Annotated in this window: 11 protein-coding genes; 5 read left to right on the forward strand and 6 right to left on the reverse strand. The window is 70.5% G+C overall.

The genetic code is table 11. The features are described 5' to 3' along the window. Positions 1-10: 10 nt before the first annotated feature. Complete coding sequence (locus OX958_RS20760; protein WP_270130688.1) at positions 11-331, forward strand: Fe-S cluster assembly protein HesB; 321 nt, start codon at positions 11-13, stop codon at positions 329-331. 93 nt (positions 332-424) lie between these two features. Here the strand turns inward: OX958_RS20760 and OX958_RS20765 are convergent, their stop codons facing one another. Continuing rightward, positions 425-2,221 carry an ABC transporter ATP-binding protein gene (locus OX958_RS20765; RefSeq protein ID WP_270130690.1) on the reverse strand — a complete coding sequence of 599 codons (1,797 nt, stop codon included), beginning with the start codon at positions 2,219-2,221 and terminating at the stop codon, positions 425-427. Continuing rightward, the gene (locus OX958_RS20770) at positions 2,218-4,083 is read right to left on the reverse strand and encodes an ABC transporter ATP-binding protein (RefSeq protein ID WP_270130691.1); all 1,866 of its coding nucleotides are present in this window, start codon (positions 4,081-4,083) and stop codon (positions 2,218-2,220) included. The genes OX958_RS20765 and OX958_RS20770 overlap by 4 nt, the downstream gene beginning before the upstream one ends. 99 nt (positions 4,084-4,182) lie before the next feature. Between OX958_RS20770 and OX958_RS20775 the strand changes: the two genes are divergently transcribed. Next, positions 4,183-4,824, forward strand: a complete 642-nt coding sequence (locus tag OX958_RS20775; protein WP_270130693.1) for a TIGR03085 family metal-binding protein — start codon at positions 4,183-4,185, stop codon at positions 4,822-4,824. On the opposite strand, the gene OX958_RS20780 is transcribed toward OX958_RS20775, so the two are convergent. From OX958_RS20780 to OX958_RS20795, 4 genes are all read right to left on the reverse strand, one after another. Further along, positions 4,800-5,408 carry a DedA family protein gene (locus OX958_RS20780; protein ID WP_270130694.1) on the reverse strand — a complete coding sequence of 203 codons (609 nt, stop codon included), beginning with the start codon at positions 5,406-5,408 and terminating at the stop codon, positions 4,800-4,802. The genes OX958_RS20775 and OX958_RS20780 overlap by 25 nt on opposite strands. Further along, positions 5,405-6,172 carry an MBL fold metallo-hydrolase gene (locus tag OX958_RS20785; protein ID WP_270130695.1) on the reverse strand — a complete coding sequence of 256 codons (768 nt, stop codon included), beginning with the start codon at positions 6,170-6,172 and terminating at the stop codon, positions 5,405-5,407. The genes OX958_RS20780 and OX958_RS20785 overlap by 4 nt, the downstream gene beginning before the upstream one ends. A 2-nt stretch (positions 6,173-6,174) precedes the next feature. Continuing rightward, positions 6,175-8,337, reverse strand: coding sequence for an alkaline phosphatase family protein (locus OX958_RS20790; protein ID WP_270130697.1), 2,163 nt, complete (start codon positions 8,335-8,337; stop codon positions 6,175-6,177). 155 nt (positions 8,338-8,492) lie between these two features. Then, positions 8,493-9,803 (reverse strand): family 43 glycosylhydrolase, encoded by a 1,311-nt coding sequence (locus OX958_RS20795; RefSeq protein ID WP_270130698.1) that lies wholly within the window; start codon positions 9,801-9,803, stop codon positions 8,493-8,495. A gap of 127 nt (positions 9,804-9,930) precedes the next feature. Here OX958_RS20795 and OX958_RS20800 point away from each other — a divergent pair, with 127 nt between their 5' ends. The 3 genes from OX958_RS20800 to dacB all read left to right on the forward strand — a co-directional run bounded on the left by OX958_RS20800 (position 9,931) and on the right by dacB (position 13,752). Then, complete coding sequence (locus tag OX958_RS20800) at positions 9,931-10,824, forward strand: MurR/RpiR family transcriptional regulator (protein ID WP_270130699.1); 894 nt, start codon at positions 9,931-9,933, stop codon at positions 10,822-10,824. A 10-nt stretch (positions 10,825-10,834) separates the two neighbouring features. Then, positions 10,835-12,040, forward strand: coding sequence for a hypothetical protein (locus OX958_RS20805; RefSeq protein WP_270130700.1), 1,206 nt, complete (start codon positions 10,835-10,837; stop codon positions 12,038-12,040). A gap of 113 nt (positions 12,041-12,153) precedes the next feature. After that, complete coding sequence (gene dacB / locus OX958_RS20810) at positions 12,154-13,752, forward strand: D-alanyl-D-alanine carboxypeptidase/D-alanyl-D-alanine endopeptidase (protein ID WP_270130701.1); 1,599 nt, start codon at positions 12,154-12,156, stop codon at positions 13,750-13,752. Positions 13,753-13,793: the final 41 nt, after the last annotated feature.

The following is a 13,793-nucleotide window of genomic DNA, read 5'->3' on the forward strand; positions in this document are numbered from 1 at the left end:
AGGAGAAGCAGTGCTTACCCTGACTGAGAACGCCACTCTGGTGATCAAGAGCATCACGGGCGTCGAGGGCGCTCCCGAGGGTGCCGGGGTCCGGATCTCGCAGGACAGCCCGAACGATCCCGCGCTGGCCGTGACGACGACCGAATCGCCGCTGCAGGGCGACCAGGTGCTGGAGGAGAGCGGCGCCCGGGTGTTCCTGGAGCAGAACGCGGCTGCCACGCTGGACGACAAGATCCTCGACGCGGCAGTGGACGAGAAGGGCGGAGTCGAGTTCCTGCTCGTGCCCCAGCCGGGCGCGGGCCGTGAGAACGGCAGCGCCCCGGCGCACTAGCTACTCGCTGAGCCGGCTCGATCGGCTCACCGTGCGCTTCGCTGGACCATCGCGAGCGGCCGACGCTGTCGGCCGCTCGCGTCGTTTCGTTGCCTAGGGCGCGGAACGCTGGGCGATCCAGCTGGCGTGCAGACGGGTGTAGATCCCGCCGGCGTTCACCAGCTCCGCGTGCGAACCGCGCTCCACGACCCGGCCGTCGTCGAAGACCAGGACTTCGTCGGCGGCTTCCGCGGTGGAGAGGCGGTGCGCGATCGTGACGGAGGTACGGCCGGTCATCAGGCGTTCCAGGGCCGCGTTGACCCGGACCTCGGTGCCGGGGTCGACGGCCGAGGTGGCCTCGTCGAGGACCAGCAGATCCGGGTCGGCGATGTTGGCCCGGACCAGCGCGACCAGCTGGCGCTCACCGGCGGACAAGGACTCGCCACGCTGCCCGAGCGGGGAGTCGAGGCCGTCGGGCAGGGACTCGAGCCAGTCGGTCAGCCCCAGCGACTCGAAGGCGTCGAGCAACTGGTCGTCGGTGACGTCCGGACGGCCGAAGCGGACGTTGTCGGCCAGCGACGAGTCGAACAGGTAGCCGTCCTGCGGGACCATCACCACCCGCTCGCGCAGCGAGGCGAAGGCGATCTCCCGGGCGTCGACCCCGTCGAGCAGGACGGCGCCCGAGGTCGGGTCCATCAGCCGCGTGAGCAGCTTCGCGAAGGTCGTCTTGCCCGAGCCCGTCTCGCCGACCACGGCCACCCGCCGGTGCGGCTCGAGCCGGACGTCCACGCCGTGCAGGACCAGTTCGCCGTCCGGATAGGCGAAGTCCACGTCCCGGAACTCCACCGTCACCGGGCCCCGGGTCTGGTGCACGCCCGACTCCCCCGGGTCGACGACGTCGGCCGGCGTCGCGATCACGCCGAGCACCCGCCGCCAGCCGGCGAAGGCGCTCTGCGCGTCGGTCAGCACCTGGGTCGCGATCTGCACGGGATCGGAGAACAGCGCGACCAGGAACATGAACGCCAGGATCTCGCCGAGCGTCGCCTTCCCGTCCACGCCGAGCAGCACGCCGGCCGTCAGGACGCCGGCGTTGGCCAGTCCGGCCGCCAGGCCACCGATCGAGAAGGTGATCCCGGTGATCGCCTGGGCCCGGGTCGCGGTCTTGCGGTAGTCCTCGATCGAGGCGTCGATCCGCTCCTGGGTGCGCCTCTCGATCGCGTAGGCGCGCACCACCTGAGCACCGACGACCGGCTCGGCGATGGCGGACAGCATCTCGCCGACCTTCGCCCGCACCACGCCGTACGCCGAGGACATCAAGCCCTGCAGGTACTTCAGGCTCGCGAACAGCGGCAGGAAGCAGATCAGCACCACCAGCGCGAGCTGCCAGGAGTAGACGAACATGACCACGGTCGCCAGCACCATCTGCCCGATGCTGACCAGGAAGATGAAGCCGCCGAACTGCAGGAACTGCGACACCGTGTCGACGTCGGACGTCACCCGGCTGACCAGCGCACCCCGCCGCTCCGTGCTCTGGGTCAGCACCGGCAGGTCGTGCACGTGCCGGAACGCCTTGAGCCGCATCGTCGCCAGCCCGCGCTCGGAGTTCGTCGCGAGCCGCACGGTGGTGAGGAACGACGCGAACGCGGTCACCAGGATGCCGCCCAGGCAGGCCGCGCACATCCACGCCACGAACGACATGTCCGGCCCGCCCGGGCCCGACAGTCCCTTGTCGATGGTCTGCTGGACGGCGATCGGTACGACGATCCGCCCGCCCGTCATGAGCAGCGCGAGCAACCCGGTGACCCACCAGCCACGGGCCAGCTCAGGTGAGACCCGCACCCCCTGCCGGAGGGTGTCCAGTCCACCGGCGTTGTCACCGGCATCGAGCCGGCTGGACGATGCGGCGCTCACCTGGAGGCTCCTTCTGCGTCGTAGGTCTCGAGATCGCTGTCCACTTCTGCCTCCAGAGCGGCTTCTTCCTCACGCCGCTCCGCGTCCTTCTCGTACGCGTCCACCAGTTCCCGGTACGCCGCCGACCGCTCCTGCAGCTCCAGGTGCGAGCCCTGGTCCGCGATCCGCCCCTCGTCCAGGAACAGCACCTCGTCGGCCAGCGAGATGGTCGCCTTGCGATACGCGATCACCAGCACGGTGGTGGCCGCCTCGTCCCCCTGCACCGCGGTCCGCAGACCGGCCAGGATCCGCGCCTCGACCTGCGGGTCGACCGCGCTGGTCGCGTCGTCGAGGATCAGCAGCCGGGGCCGCCGGACCAGCGCCCGGGCGAGCGCGATCCGCTGCCGCTGCCCGCCGGACAGCGTCGTACCGCGTTCGCCGACCTTCGTGTCGAGTCCGTGCTCCAGCGACTTCACGAAGCCGTCGCCCTGGGCGATCCGCAACGCGTCCCAGACGTCCTCGTCGGCGTAGTCGCCGCCGAGCGTGATGTTGCCGCGGATCGTGTCGTCGAACAGCCACGCGGTCTGGGCGACCAGCGCGACCGAGCCGGCCAGCTCGTCGCGGGCCAGGCTCCGCAGGTCGACACCGTCGACCGCCACCGAGCCCTCCTCGGGATCGACCAGCCGGGTGAGCATCGTCGTCAGGGTCGACTTGCCGGAGCCGGTCGGGCCGACCACCGCCACCGTCCGCCCCGGCTCGACCGTGAAGTCGACCCCGGCGAGCACGTCGCGGTCGGGGAGATAACCGAACCGCAGGTCGGTCACCTCCAGCCGGGCGGCCGTCGACGCGGTCAGCCGCTGCTCGCCGTACTCCATCTCGCCGGTGGCCGTCAGCACGCGCTGCACCCGGTCCCAGCCGACCACCGACCGCGGCAACTCACCGAGCACCCAGCCGAGCGCCCGGATCGGGAAGCCGATCAAGGTGAAGAGGAACGCCACCTGCACCACGTCGCCGGCGTCGGCGGCGCCCGACCGGACCCGGGCGACCCCGACCAGCAGGACCGCCAGTACGCCGATGCGCGGCAGCCCCTCGATCACCGGGTCGAACGCACCGCGGGCCCGGTTGACCGCGATGTTGGCGTCGGCGAGCGCGTTGGTCGGCCCGCGGAAGCGCTCGGTCTCGGCCGCCTCGCGTCCCAGGGTCTTCACCACCAGGGCGCCGTCGAACGACTCGTGCGCGACCTCGGAGACGTCGGCGCGCAACTCCTGCGCGCGGGTCGCGAGTGGTTGCAGGGTGCGCTGGAAGATCACGTTCGCGACGAAGACGAGCGGGAAGACCAGGCAGCCGACCAGGGCCAGCCAGACGTCGGCGGCGAACATCGCGGCGGTGGCGAAGCCGAGCATCGCGATCACGCCGATCGCCATCGGCAGCGGGGCGATCACGAACCAGATCGACTCCACGTCGGCGTTGGCGTTGGACAGGAGCTGCCCGGTCGGGTGCCGGTGGTGCCACTCCAGCGGCAGCGTCAGGTACTGCCGGGTGACGCGGCGCCGGTACGTCGCCTGCAGCCGGAACTGCATGATGCCGGCCCCGATCCGGCGGCCGACCACCCCGATCGCGCGCAGCACGGCGATGCCCATGAAGAGCGCGACCAGCGAGGCGATCGCGCCGAAGGTGGTGTCCCCGCGCTCCAGCGCGGGCCGGATCACGTGATCGGTCGCCCAGCCCAGCGCCCAGCCGTCCGCCACCGTCATCGCGCCGTACAGCACGCTGGCCAGCACCGACCAGGCGAACACCCACGGTTCTTCCCAGATCGCCACCCGTAGGACCGCGAACCCGCGCCGGGTCACACTCCCCTTGCTGGGAACTCTGGGCTGCGGCACGCAAACATCCTTAGGACGACACTGTCAGGGGCGTAGCCAGCCACGAAGCTGACAACGTCCGCCATTCTGCCACTGCACACCGACAACTACGATCGAGTTGTGACCGACTACAGCAAGGTAGAGCGACTCGCCCTGAGTGACCTGTTCGACCGGCTCGGCCCCGACCAGCCCACCCTCTGCGGCGGGTGGACGACGCACGACCTCGCGGTCCACCTGTACGTGCGGGAGGCCGATCCGATCGCCGGGCCGGGGATCATGATCCCCGCGCTGTCGGACACCACCGAGCGGCGGATGGCGCAGACCAAGGCGAAGTACAGCTTCACCGAGATCGTGGACAAGGTCCGGACCGGGCCGCCGACGTTCTCGATCTACTCCTTCCCCGGTCTCGGCCACAACCTGAACACCACCGAGTACTTCGTCCACCACGAGGACGTCCGCCGGGCCCAGCCGGGCTTCGCCGTCCGCGCGCTGCCTGCCGAGCAGCAGCAGGGTCTGTGGCGCGCGCTGAAACTCGGCGCCAAGGCGATGACCAGGAAGGCCCCGACCGGCCTGGTACTACGCCTGCCGGACGGTACGCGATCAGTCGCCAAGAAGCCGACCGACGCCGGCTCTGTCACGCTGACCGGCGAGGCCGCCGAGCTGGTGCTGTTCTGCTTCGGCCGCCAGGAAGTCGCCCAGGTCGACTTCGAGGGCGAGCCGGAAGCGATCCAGCGACTTCAGGAAGCCTCTTTCGGAGTCTGAACCGGCTCGGCGGCGGCCGGCTTCTTCCGCCGGCGCTGAACGAGGCTGCTGACGACCGTGGTCAGCAGCACCAGCACGATCGCCGCGACAACGCCCTGCCACGGTTCGGGGAACAGCGCGTACCCGAGCAGCCCGATCGCCATGTAGACGGCCGCCCACAGCGACGAGGCAGCCAGATCGACCACCGCGAACCGGTGCCAGCGGTACCCCGCCAGCCCCGCCGCGAGCAGCACGGGCACCCGCCCACCCGGGATCAGGCGTGACGTGAGCAGCACCGTGATCTCGTGCTCGGCCAGCCGCACCCGCAACGCGTCGAGCGCCTCGTTGTCCCGCAACCAGCCGATCCGCTTGGCGAGCTTCTCCCCGCCCGCGCGGCAACCGGCGTACACGATCAGGTCACCCAGATACGCGCCGCCGGCACCCGCGATCAGTACGCCGAGCAGCCCGATCGGGCTGCCGTGCGAGGCCAGCACCGCCCCCGCGGACACGGCCGCCCCGGTCGGCAGGACCGGCAGGACCGCACCGATCAGCACGGCACCGGCCAGCGCCGCCAGATACACCCAGCCGAACTCGTCACCCGTCATGGCCTGACCACCTCGGTCGATTCGCCCGGCGCGAGCAGCTCCACCTTGACGGCCGGGTTCACCTCGGCCATCGCTTCCCTGAACCTGTCTCCCGGCGGCAGGAACAGTTCCGGCTTGAGCCGATCGCACCCGATCGGCCAGAACGTCCCGAAGTGCACCGGTACGGCGATCCGCGCCCCGACCCTGCGGACCGCCTCGGCCGCCCGCACCGGGTCGAGATGCCCCGGTCCCAGCGACGGGCCCCAGCCACCGACCGGCACCAGCGCCAGGTCGACGGGGCCGGCCTCCGCCGCCAGGTCGTCGTACAGGTCGGTGTCGCCGGCGAACCAGACGCTCGGCGAGCCCTCGACGCGGAACCCGAGGGCCGGCCCGCGATGCGCCGACCAGGGCAGTCGCCGCCCGTCGTGGTCGGCGGTGACGACGGTGAGGTCCAGGGCGCCGATCCGCAACTGGTGGCCAGGAGCCACTTCGATGCAGCGGTCGGAGTACGACGCGCCACTGTCGGCGTGGATCAGTTTCGCGGCGCCGCGCGGCACGACCAGCGCGGCGTCCGGCGAGATCAGCGGCAGCGACGTCAGGTGCAGATGATCCGCGTGCAGGTGCGACACCAGTACCGCGTCACACTGCCCGGCCTCAGGCGCCGGTGCCGGGCCCCGGCGGCGCCGGACGTGCGCGATCCGGGAGGTCAGCACCGGGTCGGTCAGCAGCCGGGTGCCGTTCTCCTCGATGGTGGTGGTGCTGTGCCCCCACCAGGTGATCCGCACTCTCAGGCCTCCACAGTCGCGTCCGTCGAAGTGGGCACCTCGGCCACCTGACCATCGGTCCCGGCCGCTGCCGCGTCGTCGTCCTGCTTGCGCTGGCCGAGCTGCTCGAGCCAGCTGATCAGGAGGTGGTGCACCGCGTCGGAGCCTACGGGTGGTTCCTCCACCACCCAGCGGCACGGGTGCACCAGGACGGCCTCGGTCTGCCAGCCGCCGATACCACCGTGGCAGCCGACCAGCTCCTCGAACGCGGCCACCTCCCGGGTGTGCTCGTCCAGCCGGCTGATCACCACGATGTCCCCGTTGTGCGGCAACTCGGCCTGCCGGAGCATCGAGGCGGCCGCCAGCGGCCCGTACCGCTCCAGCGGATCGACGCCCTCGACCCGGCCGGACCGCAGCACGTGGACGCCGGCCCTGCCGATCGCGATCGGTCCCTCGTCGAGCGAGTCGACCACGACGAACCCGACCCCCGGGTGCATCGCGAGCCCCGGGATCAGCCGGGGATGCAGCGACTCGATCTCCTCCAGTGGCACCCGGCCGGGAGTCCTGGCCAGGTAGATCAGGGCCAGGTTGCCCGACGCGGTGACGATCATCTGCTCGTCGGCCGCGAGCGGCGGCTCACAGTCGGCCGGTCCGAGCTCGACCTCGCCGCGCGTGGCCTTGCCGTGCAGCGCTCGGCGGGTCACCTTGCCCCCGACGCTCGCGCGCAGGCTCAGCTCGGTCAGGAACGCGTTGACCGGGCCCCAGCCTTCGGACCGGCCCGTCGCGGCGACCGGCGCCTTGGTGGTGTCGACCAGTTCGTCGACGACCTGGGTGAGGGTCCGGCCGTAGCGCTGCAGGAAGGTCGAGCCCTGACTCTGCCCGTGGTCGGACAGGATCACGATCTCGTACGAGTGCGGCAGCAGGTCGATGATCCGCCGGAGCGCCCCGAGCACCCGGTCGAGCCCTTCGAGGGTCTGCAGCGACTCCGGGCGGGTCGGGCCGGCGTGGTGCGCGACCTCGTCATAGTCGACGAAGTCGCAGTAGATGACCGCAGTGCCCTTGACCAGCTCGTCGGTGATCAGGGAGACGTTCAGGTCGCGCAGCAGGACGTTGGAGATGGCTCGCAGGAAGATGTAGGAGCCGCCGCGGTTGACCCGCGGTACCAGGTTGCGGACCCGCTGCCGGCGGGCCTGGTGCAGTTCCTTGATCATCTCGGCGACGCAGAGCACCAGCCCACGGGCGGCGCCCTGCGGGCTCGAGAAGAACCGGACGTAGCCGCCGCTGCGGCCGGTGGGCAGGGCGGCCCGGCTGAACACCAGCTCCGACTTGGGGGCGTCCCCGGACCAGTTGTTGCTGATGCTCGCGCCGCCGTCGGCGAGCAGGCCGCGTCCGGTCGACATCCGCGCTTCGATCTCGGCGGCGTCCCGGGCCCGGTTGGTCACCATCATCCGGCCGGTTTCCTTCTCGTACCAGCGGAAGGCCGGGATCTGCCCCGAACCGCCGTGCAGGATGCCCGCCTGGCTGGCCGGCGTCGTGGCCGGTACGCCGGTGTGCCACTCGACCATCGAGTGGCTGCCGTCCCGGATCCAGCCGCCCAGGTGCGGCAGGTTGCCCGACATCACCATCCACTTGAGCAGCGGAGCGGACAACCCGTCGAGCTGGACGATCAGCAGGCCGGTTCTCGGCGCCGGCCGCAGCTTGCGTGCCCGGCGGCGGACCACCCGCATCAGCTCGGACACGTAGGCGTCGTCGCTGCCGGCGTACGCGACCCAGCCGACGAACGCGCTCACCGACGACATCACGATCGACACCACCAGCGGCGCCTCGACCCCACCGTGCAGATGGACCCCCGGATCGAGCGTGACGCCGAGGTAGACCACCCCGAACTGGCTCAGCAGCCCGCCGACCAGCACCCCGACCGAGCCGATCAGGACCGCGACCCCGGCCAGGATCCAGCGGACCACCAGCCCGACCACGGCGAGGATGACGACCAGCCGCAGGATCGGGATCGCGCCCGCGCTGCTGCTGATCTGCGGCAGCGTCCAGAACGTGATGACGAGCGAGACCAGCGAGGCGAGGCCGCCGAGCACCATCGCCTGGATACCGCGGGTGGTACGGCGCAGGTCGAGCCAGACCGGGCGGCGTTGCCGTCGATCGCTGGAGATCTGCTCGGGTGGTTTGGCCATCAGGTACTTCGGACTCCCCGTTCGCGTGGTGCTGCCAGCCCGAGCCTACGAGCACGGGTCCGGCAGCGGAGTACTCCGCCACGCGACGAACGGGGAGATCCAGGGCGATCCCGGACCCCGGGCCGGGGAGAACCCCCGCCCCGGAGCCCCGGAGGTCACTGCACCTCGACGTAGTCCACCTCGGCGAACAGGGTGCCCTTGGTCAGCCGGACGGTGTTCCAGCCCGCGTTCAGCGTGATCGGGACGGACGCCTGGCGCCAGTTGTCCCACCCGGCCGCCGGGTAGCTGACCGACCCCTGGCTGTTGCCATTGACAACCACTCCGTGACTGGCGGTGGAGCCCATCCCGTTGGCGTAGCCGACCGACAGCGTGTGGCTACCGGCAGCGGCGGCGAAGACCGAGACCTGGACCCACGAGTCCGCGTAGTCGATGTAGGCGGCGACCGCGCCACCCGACGCGCCGGCTGCACCGGTACGCACGGAGGCGCGGTTCAAGGTGCCTCGCTCGGCCTCGGTCCGGACCCGGCTGCCGCGGACCACCGGCAGGTCGTTCGCCCAGCCGAGGTCGGCGACGTACAGGTGCCGGGAGCCGTTCACCCAGCCGTGCAGGAACACCTTGTTCCCGACGAAGTCCGCGCCGCCCGGCCCACAGACTCGGTTGTCCATCGTCGCGGTCGTCATCAACGGCCGGAAGGCGTTGGTCCACGGGCCGTTCAGGCTGGGCGCGGTCGCGTACGACGTCTGGTAGTTGCAGTCCGTGTAGCCACCGCTGGAGTAGAGGAGCACGAACTGGCTTCCCCGCTGGACCAGGTCGGGCGCCTCGATCACGCCGCTCGACGTGAGCATCGCGGTGTTCCCGCCGGTCAGGGCGGTGCCGTTGTTCGCCGTCCGGGTCAGCCAGAGGGTCGACGGCCGGCCTATCGCGTTGCCGTCGTTCTTCCAGGCGAGGTAGCGAACGCCGTCGTTGGCGACGAAGGTGTTCGCGTCGATCGCGCCACCCTGGTCGAGCGGGCAGATCATCGGCTGGCCACCAGCGGGGGTGAACGGGCCGAGCGCCGAGCCCGAGGTGGCGACACCGATGCACTGCCGCCCGGACGCCTTGTGCCAGGCGGTGTAGGTCAGAGTGAAGCTGCCGTCCGGATTCGGGTGGACGTCGGGCGCCCAGGTCCGGCCGGACTGTGCCCAGCTCGCCGACGGCCCACCGGGCATCGCGTCGCCGCGGATCGTCCACGGCCCGTTGGGGCCCGGCGCGGTGGCGACCGGGACGTGTCCCCGGCCGTTGTTGGTCGAGTAGGCGTACCAGGTGCCGTTCCTCTCGAAGACGTCCGGATCGGGGAAGTCCTCGCCGATGACGGTGGCCGGGAAGACCGCCGCCGCGGCGCGTTCGACCTGTGCGTCGGCGGAGGGGACGAACAACGTGATGGGCAGGGCCAGGGCAGCGACGGCTGCCAGCATTCTGCTGCGCATGATGGGCTCCTCAGGTGGGGCGGTACCTGTGGGGACACACTTTTACATCGATTCACCTCAGAATCGAGGGCTGGAAATTATTTCGATCTCTTGACAGCTACTCCGCAGCCGTGGAAATTACTTCCACATGAACGACTCGGACATCCTGCAGCGGCTGCGCGGCCTGCGCCCGACGATGGGCGGCGCACTGATCCGTATCGCCGACTTCCTGCTGGCCGAGCCGGCCGAGGCCGCCCGGCTCACCATCACCGACCTGGCCGACCGCACCGGCACCTCCGCCGGAACCGTGACCCGGTTCTGCCACACCGCCGGGCTGTCCGGGTTCGCCGCCCTCAAACTGGCGCTGGCCGAGCAGGTCGGCCGCTCCGGCACCAGCCGGTGGAGCACCGACATCGGCCGGCAGATCGATCCTGCCGACGATCTCGACCAGGTGCTCAAGGTGATCGTCGCGGCCAACACCCAGGCACTGCTCGGCACCGCCGACCAACTGGATCTCGCCGTGGTCGACCAGGTGGCGGGCGCGATCACCGAGGCCCGCGCGATCCATCTCTTCGGAGTCGGCACCAGTGCGATCACCGCCGACGAACTGCGGATCCGGCTGCAGCGGATCGGCTTCGCCTGCTGGCTCTGGCCGGAGGTGCACGGCGCCCTGGTCGGCGTCGCCCTGGCCGGCGAACGCGACCTGGTCATCGGCATCTCCCACTCCGGCCAGATCGCCGAGACCATCGACGTACTCCGGACCGCCGCCGAGCGTGGCGCCGGGACGGTTGCCATCACCAACGATCCGGCCTCTGCTCTGGCCGCCGAGGCCGAGCTGATTCTCACCACCGCCCAGACCGGCGCCGAGCCGGCCGACGCGCTGGCCGATCGCCATGCACAGCTCCTTGTTCTCGACGTCCTCTACACCCGGGTCGCCCAGCTGAACCACGCCCGAACGCTGGCTGCCCTGGAAACCACCGCCGCAGCCGTCGACTCCCGCCGGGTCCCCAGGCCGAAGCGCCGCCGCACTCCTCCCAGCTGAAGGACATCCGATGACCACGCTCCCCCGCCGTACCGTCCTTGGTGGTTTTGTTGCTCTAGGCACCTTCTTGACCGCACCGCAGGCCGGTGCCGCCCGCCGTCCCGCCGATGCCTCGTCGGCGGCCGCCTTCACCTTCCTGGCCGAGAAGATCGACCAGTACGGCAGCGGCACCACCCTGCGGGTTCCACAGAGCTACACCGGCGGCTTCTTCGCCGGCATCAACTTCGTCTCGTCGTTCCTCTACGACAACGCACTGACCGTGATCGCCCTGCTCCAGGAGGGTTCCGCCGCGCAGCTGGCGCGCGCCAGGATGCTGGGTGACGTGCTGCTCTACGTGCAGCAGCACGACCCGATCGGCGACGGCCGCACCCGCGCGTCGTACCAGCCGAACCCGCTGATCACGGCGGACGGTACGCCGTACATCGGCTCCCCCGCTGCCTACAGCGGCAACCAGGCCTGGATCGGGATGGCGTTGTGCCACCTCTACCGGCGGACCGGTCAGCGCAAGTACCTGAACGGTGCGCTGACCGCGGCGAACTGGGTCCAGTCGAAGACCTGGTCGGGCGCCGGAACCCCGGGCTACACCGGCGGGCGCGGCGCCGACGACCAGCCGCTCACCTTCAAGGCGACCGAGCACAACATCGACCTCGGCGCCTTCTTCGCGATGCTGCATCAGCAGACCGGCGACCGTGTCTGGGCCACCCGTTCCCGGCAGGCCTTCGCCTTCGTCCGGGCGATGTGGGACAACCCCGGTGGGATGCTGTGGACCGGCACCGATCCCGACGGCGTGACGATCAACCGCTATCCGATCCCGGCCGACGTCCAGGTGTGGGCCTACCTCGCCACCCGCGACCCGCGCTACAGCCGGGCGGTCGACTGGACGATCGCGAACCTGAGCGCGTCGGACCGCGGCTTCACCGGGATCGGCTTCAGCAACACCGACACGAGCAAGGTCTGGTTCGAGGGCACCGCCCAGCTGGTTGCCGCCCTCAAGCTCCGCCGCGCCCCTGGTGACCGGGCCCGGATCGTCACCTATCTCGCCAGCCTGCGTGATGCCCAGTTGCGCGCTCCGAACGCCGATGGGAAGGGCCTGGTCTCCGCCTCCTCCGACGGCCTGGACACCGGCTTCGGCGACCTGTACTACGCGTCGCTCCACACCGGCGCCACTGCCTGGTACCTGCTCGCCACCACCGGGACCAATCCGTTCGTGCTCTGAACCATCGGCCAATCGGGCGCGATCACTGGACCTCGGCGGCAGCGGGCTGGAGACTCCGGGGTAGTTGGTTTCCGCCTGAGGGTTGAGGGGTTCTTGTGAAGAAGTTACCGAGAGTGTCGGGCCGTGGGTTGGTGGCGTTCGCGGCGGTAGTGGCGGCGACGGCCGGACTGGTGGGGCAGTCGGCCGGCGCGCCGGGCGCAGTACAGGCTGCAGCACAGCCAGGGCAGGCGACCGGATTGCAGCAGCAGCTGGACACACTGTTGTCCGATGCGCGGTTCCAGGGCTCGCAGGTCGGGCTGGTCGTGCGGGACGCGACCACCGGCGAGACCTTGTACGACCGCAACGGCAGTACCCGGCTGCTGCCGGCGTCCAACACCAAGCTGTTCAGTTCGGCGGCCGCGATGGACACTCTCGGCCCCGGCTTCCGGTTCCACACCGACGTCCTGGCGACCGCGCCGGTCAGGGGCGGCAAGTTGCGCGGAGACCTTTATTTGAAGGGGTTCGGAGACCCGACGTCGCTGGAGTCCGACTACGTGGCGTTGGCCAAGCAGGTCGCCGCCGCCGGGATCAAGCGCGTGGACGGGAACCTGATCGCCGACGACACCTACTTCGACAACCAGCGCCTGGGCGACAGCTGGGCCTGGGACGACGAGCCGTTCTACTACAGCGCCCAGATCTCCGCGCTGACGCTGGCGCCCAACACCGACTACGACTCCGGCACCGCGATCGTCGAAAGCCTGCCCGGCGCCAAGGTCGGAGCCGGCGTGAAGCTCAGGCTGGTGCCGGCGAACGGCGCCGTCAAACTGGTGAACACCGCCACCACCGGCGCGGCGGGTTCGGCCAACACGCTCAGTATCGAGCGTGACCACGGCACCAACATCGTCCGGGTGACCGGCTCGGTTCCGGCCGACGACACCGTCGGGCAGGAGTGGGTCACCGTCTGGGAGCCCGCACTGTACGCCGCCGACGTCTTCCGCCGCGCGCTGACGGCACAGGGCGTCCGCGTCGACGGCAGGATCCGCGCGGCCGCCGCACCGGCCACGGCCCAGCGGATCGCCCGCGACGAGTCGATGACCGTCGGCGAGCTGATGAACCCGTACCTCAAGCTGTCGAACAACATGCACGGCGAGACCCTGGTCAAGGCGATGGGCGCGGTGGCGAAGGCGAACGGGAGCTGGCCGGCCGGGCTCGGCGTCGTCACGGAGTACGCGAAGAGTGTCGGCGTCGCCACCTCGACGATCAGGTTGTCCGACGGTTCCGGCCTGTCCCGCAAGGTGAACGTGACGGCCAGCAGCGTGACGGATCTGCTGGTCGCCGCGCAGCAGGAACCCTGGTTCAAGCAGTGGTACGACGCCCTGCCGATCGCGGGCAACCCGGACCGGTTCACCGGCGGCACTCTGCGGTCGCGGATGGCCAACACCCCGGCCGCGAACAACCTGCACGGCAAGACCGGATCGCTGACCGGTGTGACGGCGCTGTCGGGTTATGTCTCCACCAAGGACGGCCGCAAGCTGGTCTTCTCGATGATCAGCAACAACTACCTGACCACTCCTCGCCCGGTCGAGGACGCGGTGGGCGTGACGCTCGCGTCGTGGACCGAGCAGGCGCCGGTTACCGCCGTGAAACCCGCCGACGCGAAGCCGGAAGCAGACCGGAGCCTTCAGCCGGCCGGGGACGAGTGTGGCGGCAACGACTGGCTCAAGGCCTGTTGAGGGGTTGGACAGGGCGGCGGGGTGGTGGTCCGTCGTGACCG

Source organism: Kribbella sp. CA-293567, assembly GCF_027627575.1.
Taxonomy (GTDB): domain Bacteria; phylum Actinomycetota; class Actinomycetes; order Propionibacteriales; family Kribbellaceae; genus Kribbella.

What these genes read in the sequence shown, in the direction of transcription:
- OX958_RS20805 (WP_270130700.1), top strand. Translation starts at nt 10,835, where the DNA reads ATGACCACGCTCCCCCGCCGTACCGTCCTTGGTGGTTTTGTTGCTCTA.
- OX958_RS20780 (WP_270130694.1), bottom strand. Translation starts at nt 5,408, where the DNA reads ATGACGGGTGACGAGTTCGGCTGGGTGTATCTGGCGGCGCTGGCCGGT.
- OX958_RS20800 (WP_270130699.1), top strand. Translation starts at nt 9,931, where the DNA reads ATGAACGACTCGGACATCCTGCAGCGGCTGCGCGGCCTGCGCCCGACG.
- OX958_RS20795 (WP_270130698.1), bottom strand. Translation starts at nt 9,803, where the DNA reads ATGCGCAGCAGAATGCTGGCAGCCGTCGCTGCCCTGGCCCTGCCCATC.
- OX958_RS20790 (WP_270130697.1), bottom strand. Translation starts at nt 8,337, where the DNA reads ATGGCCAAACCACCCGAGCAGATCTCCAGCGATCGACGGCAACGCCGC.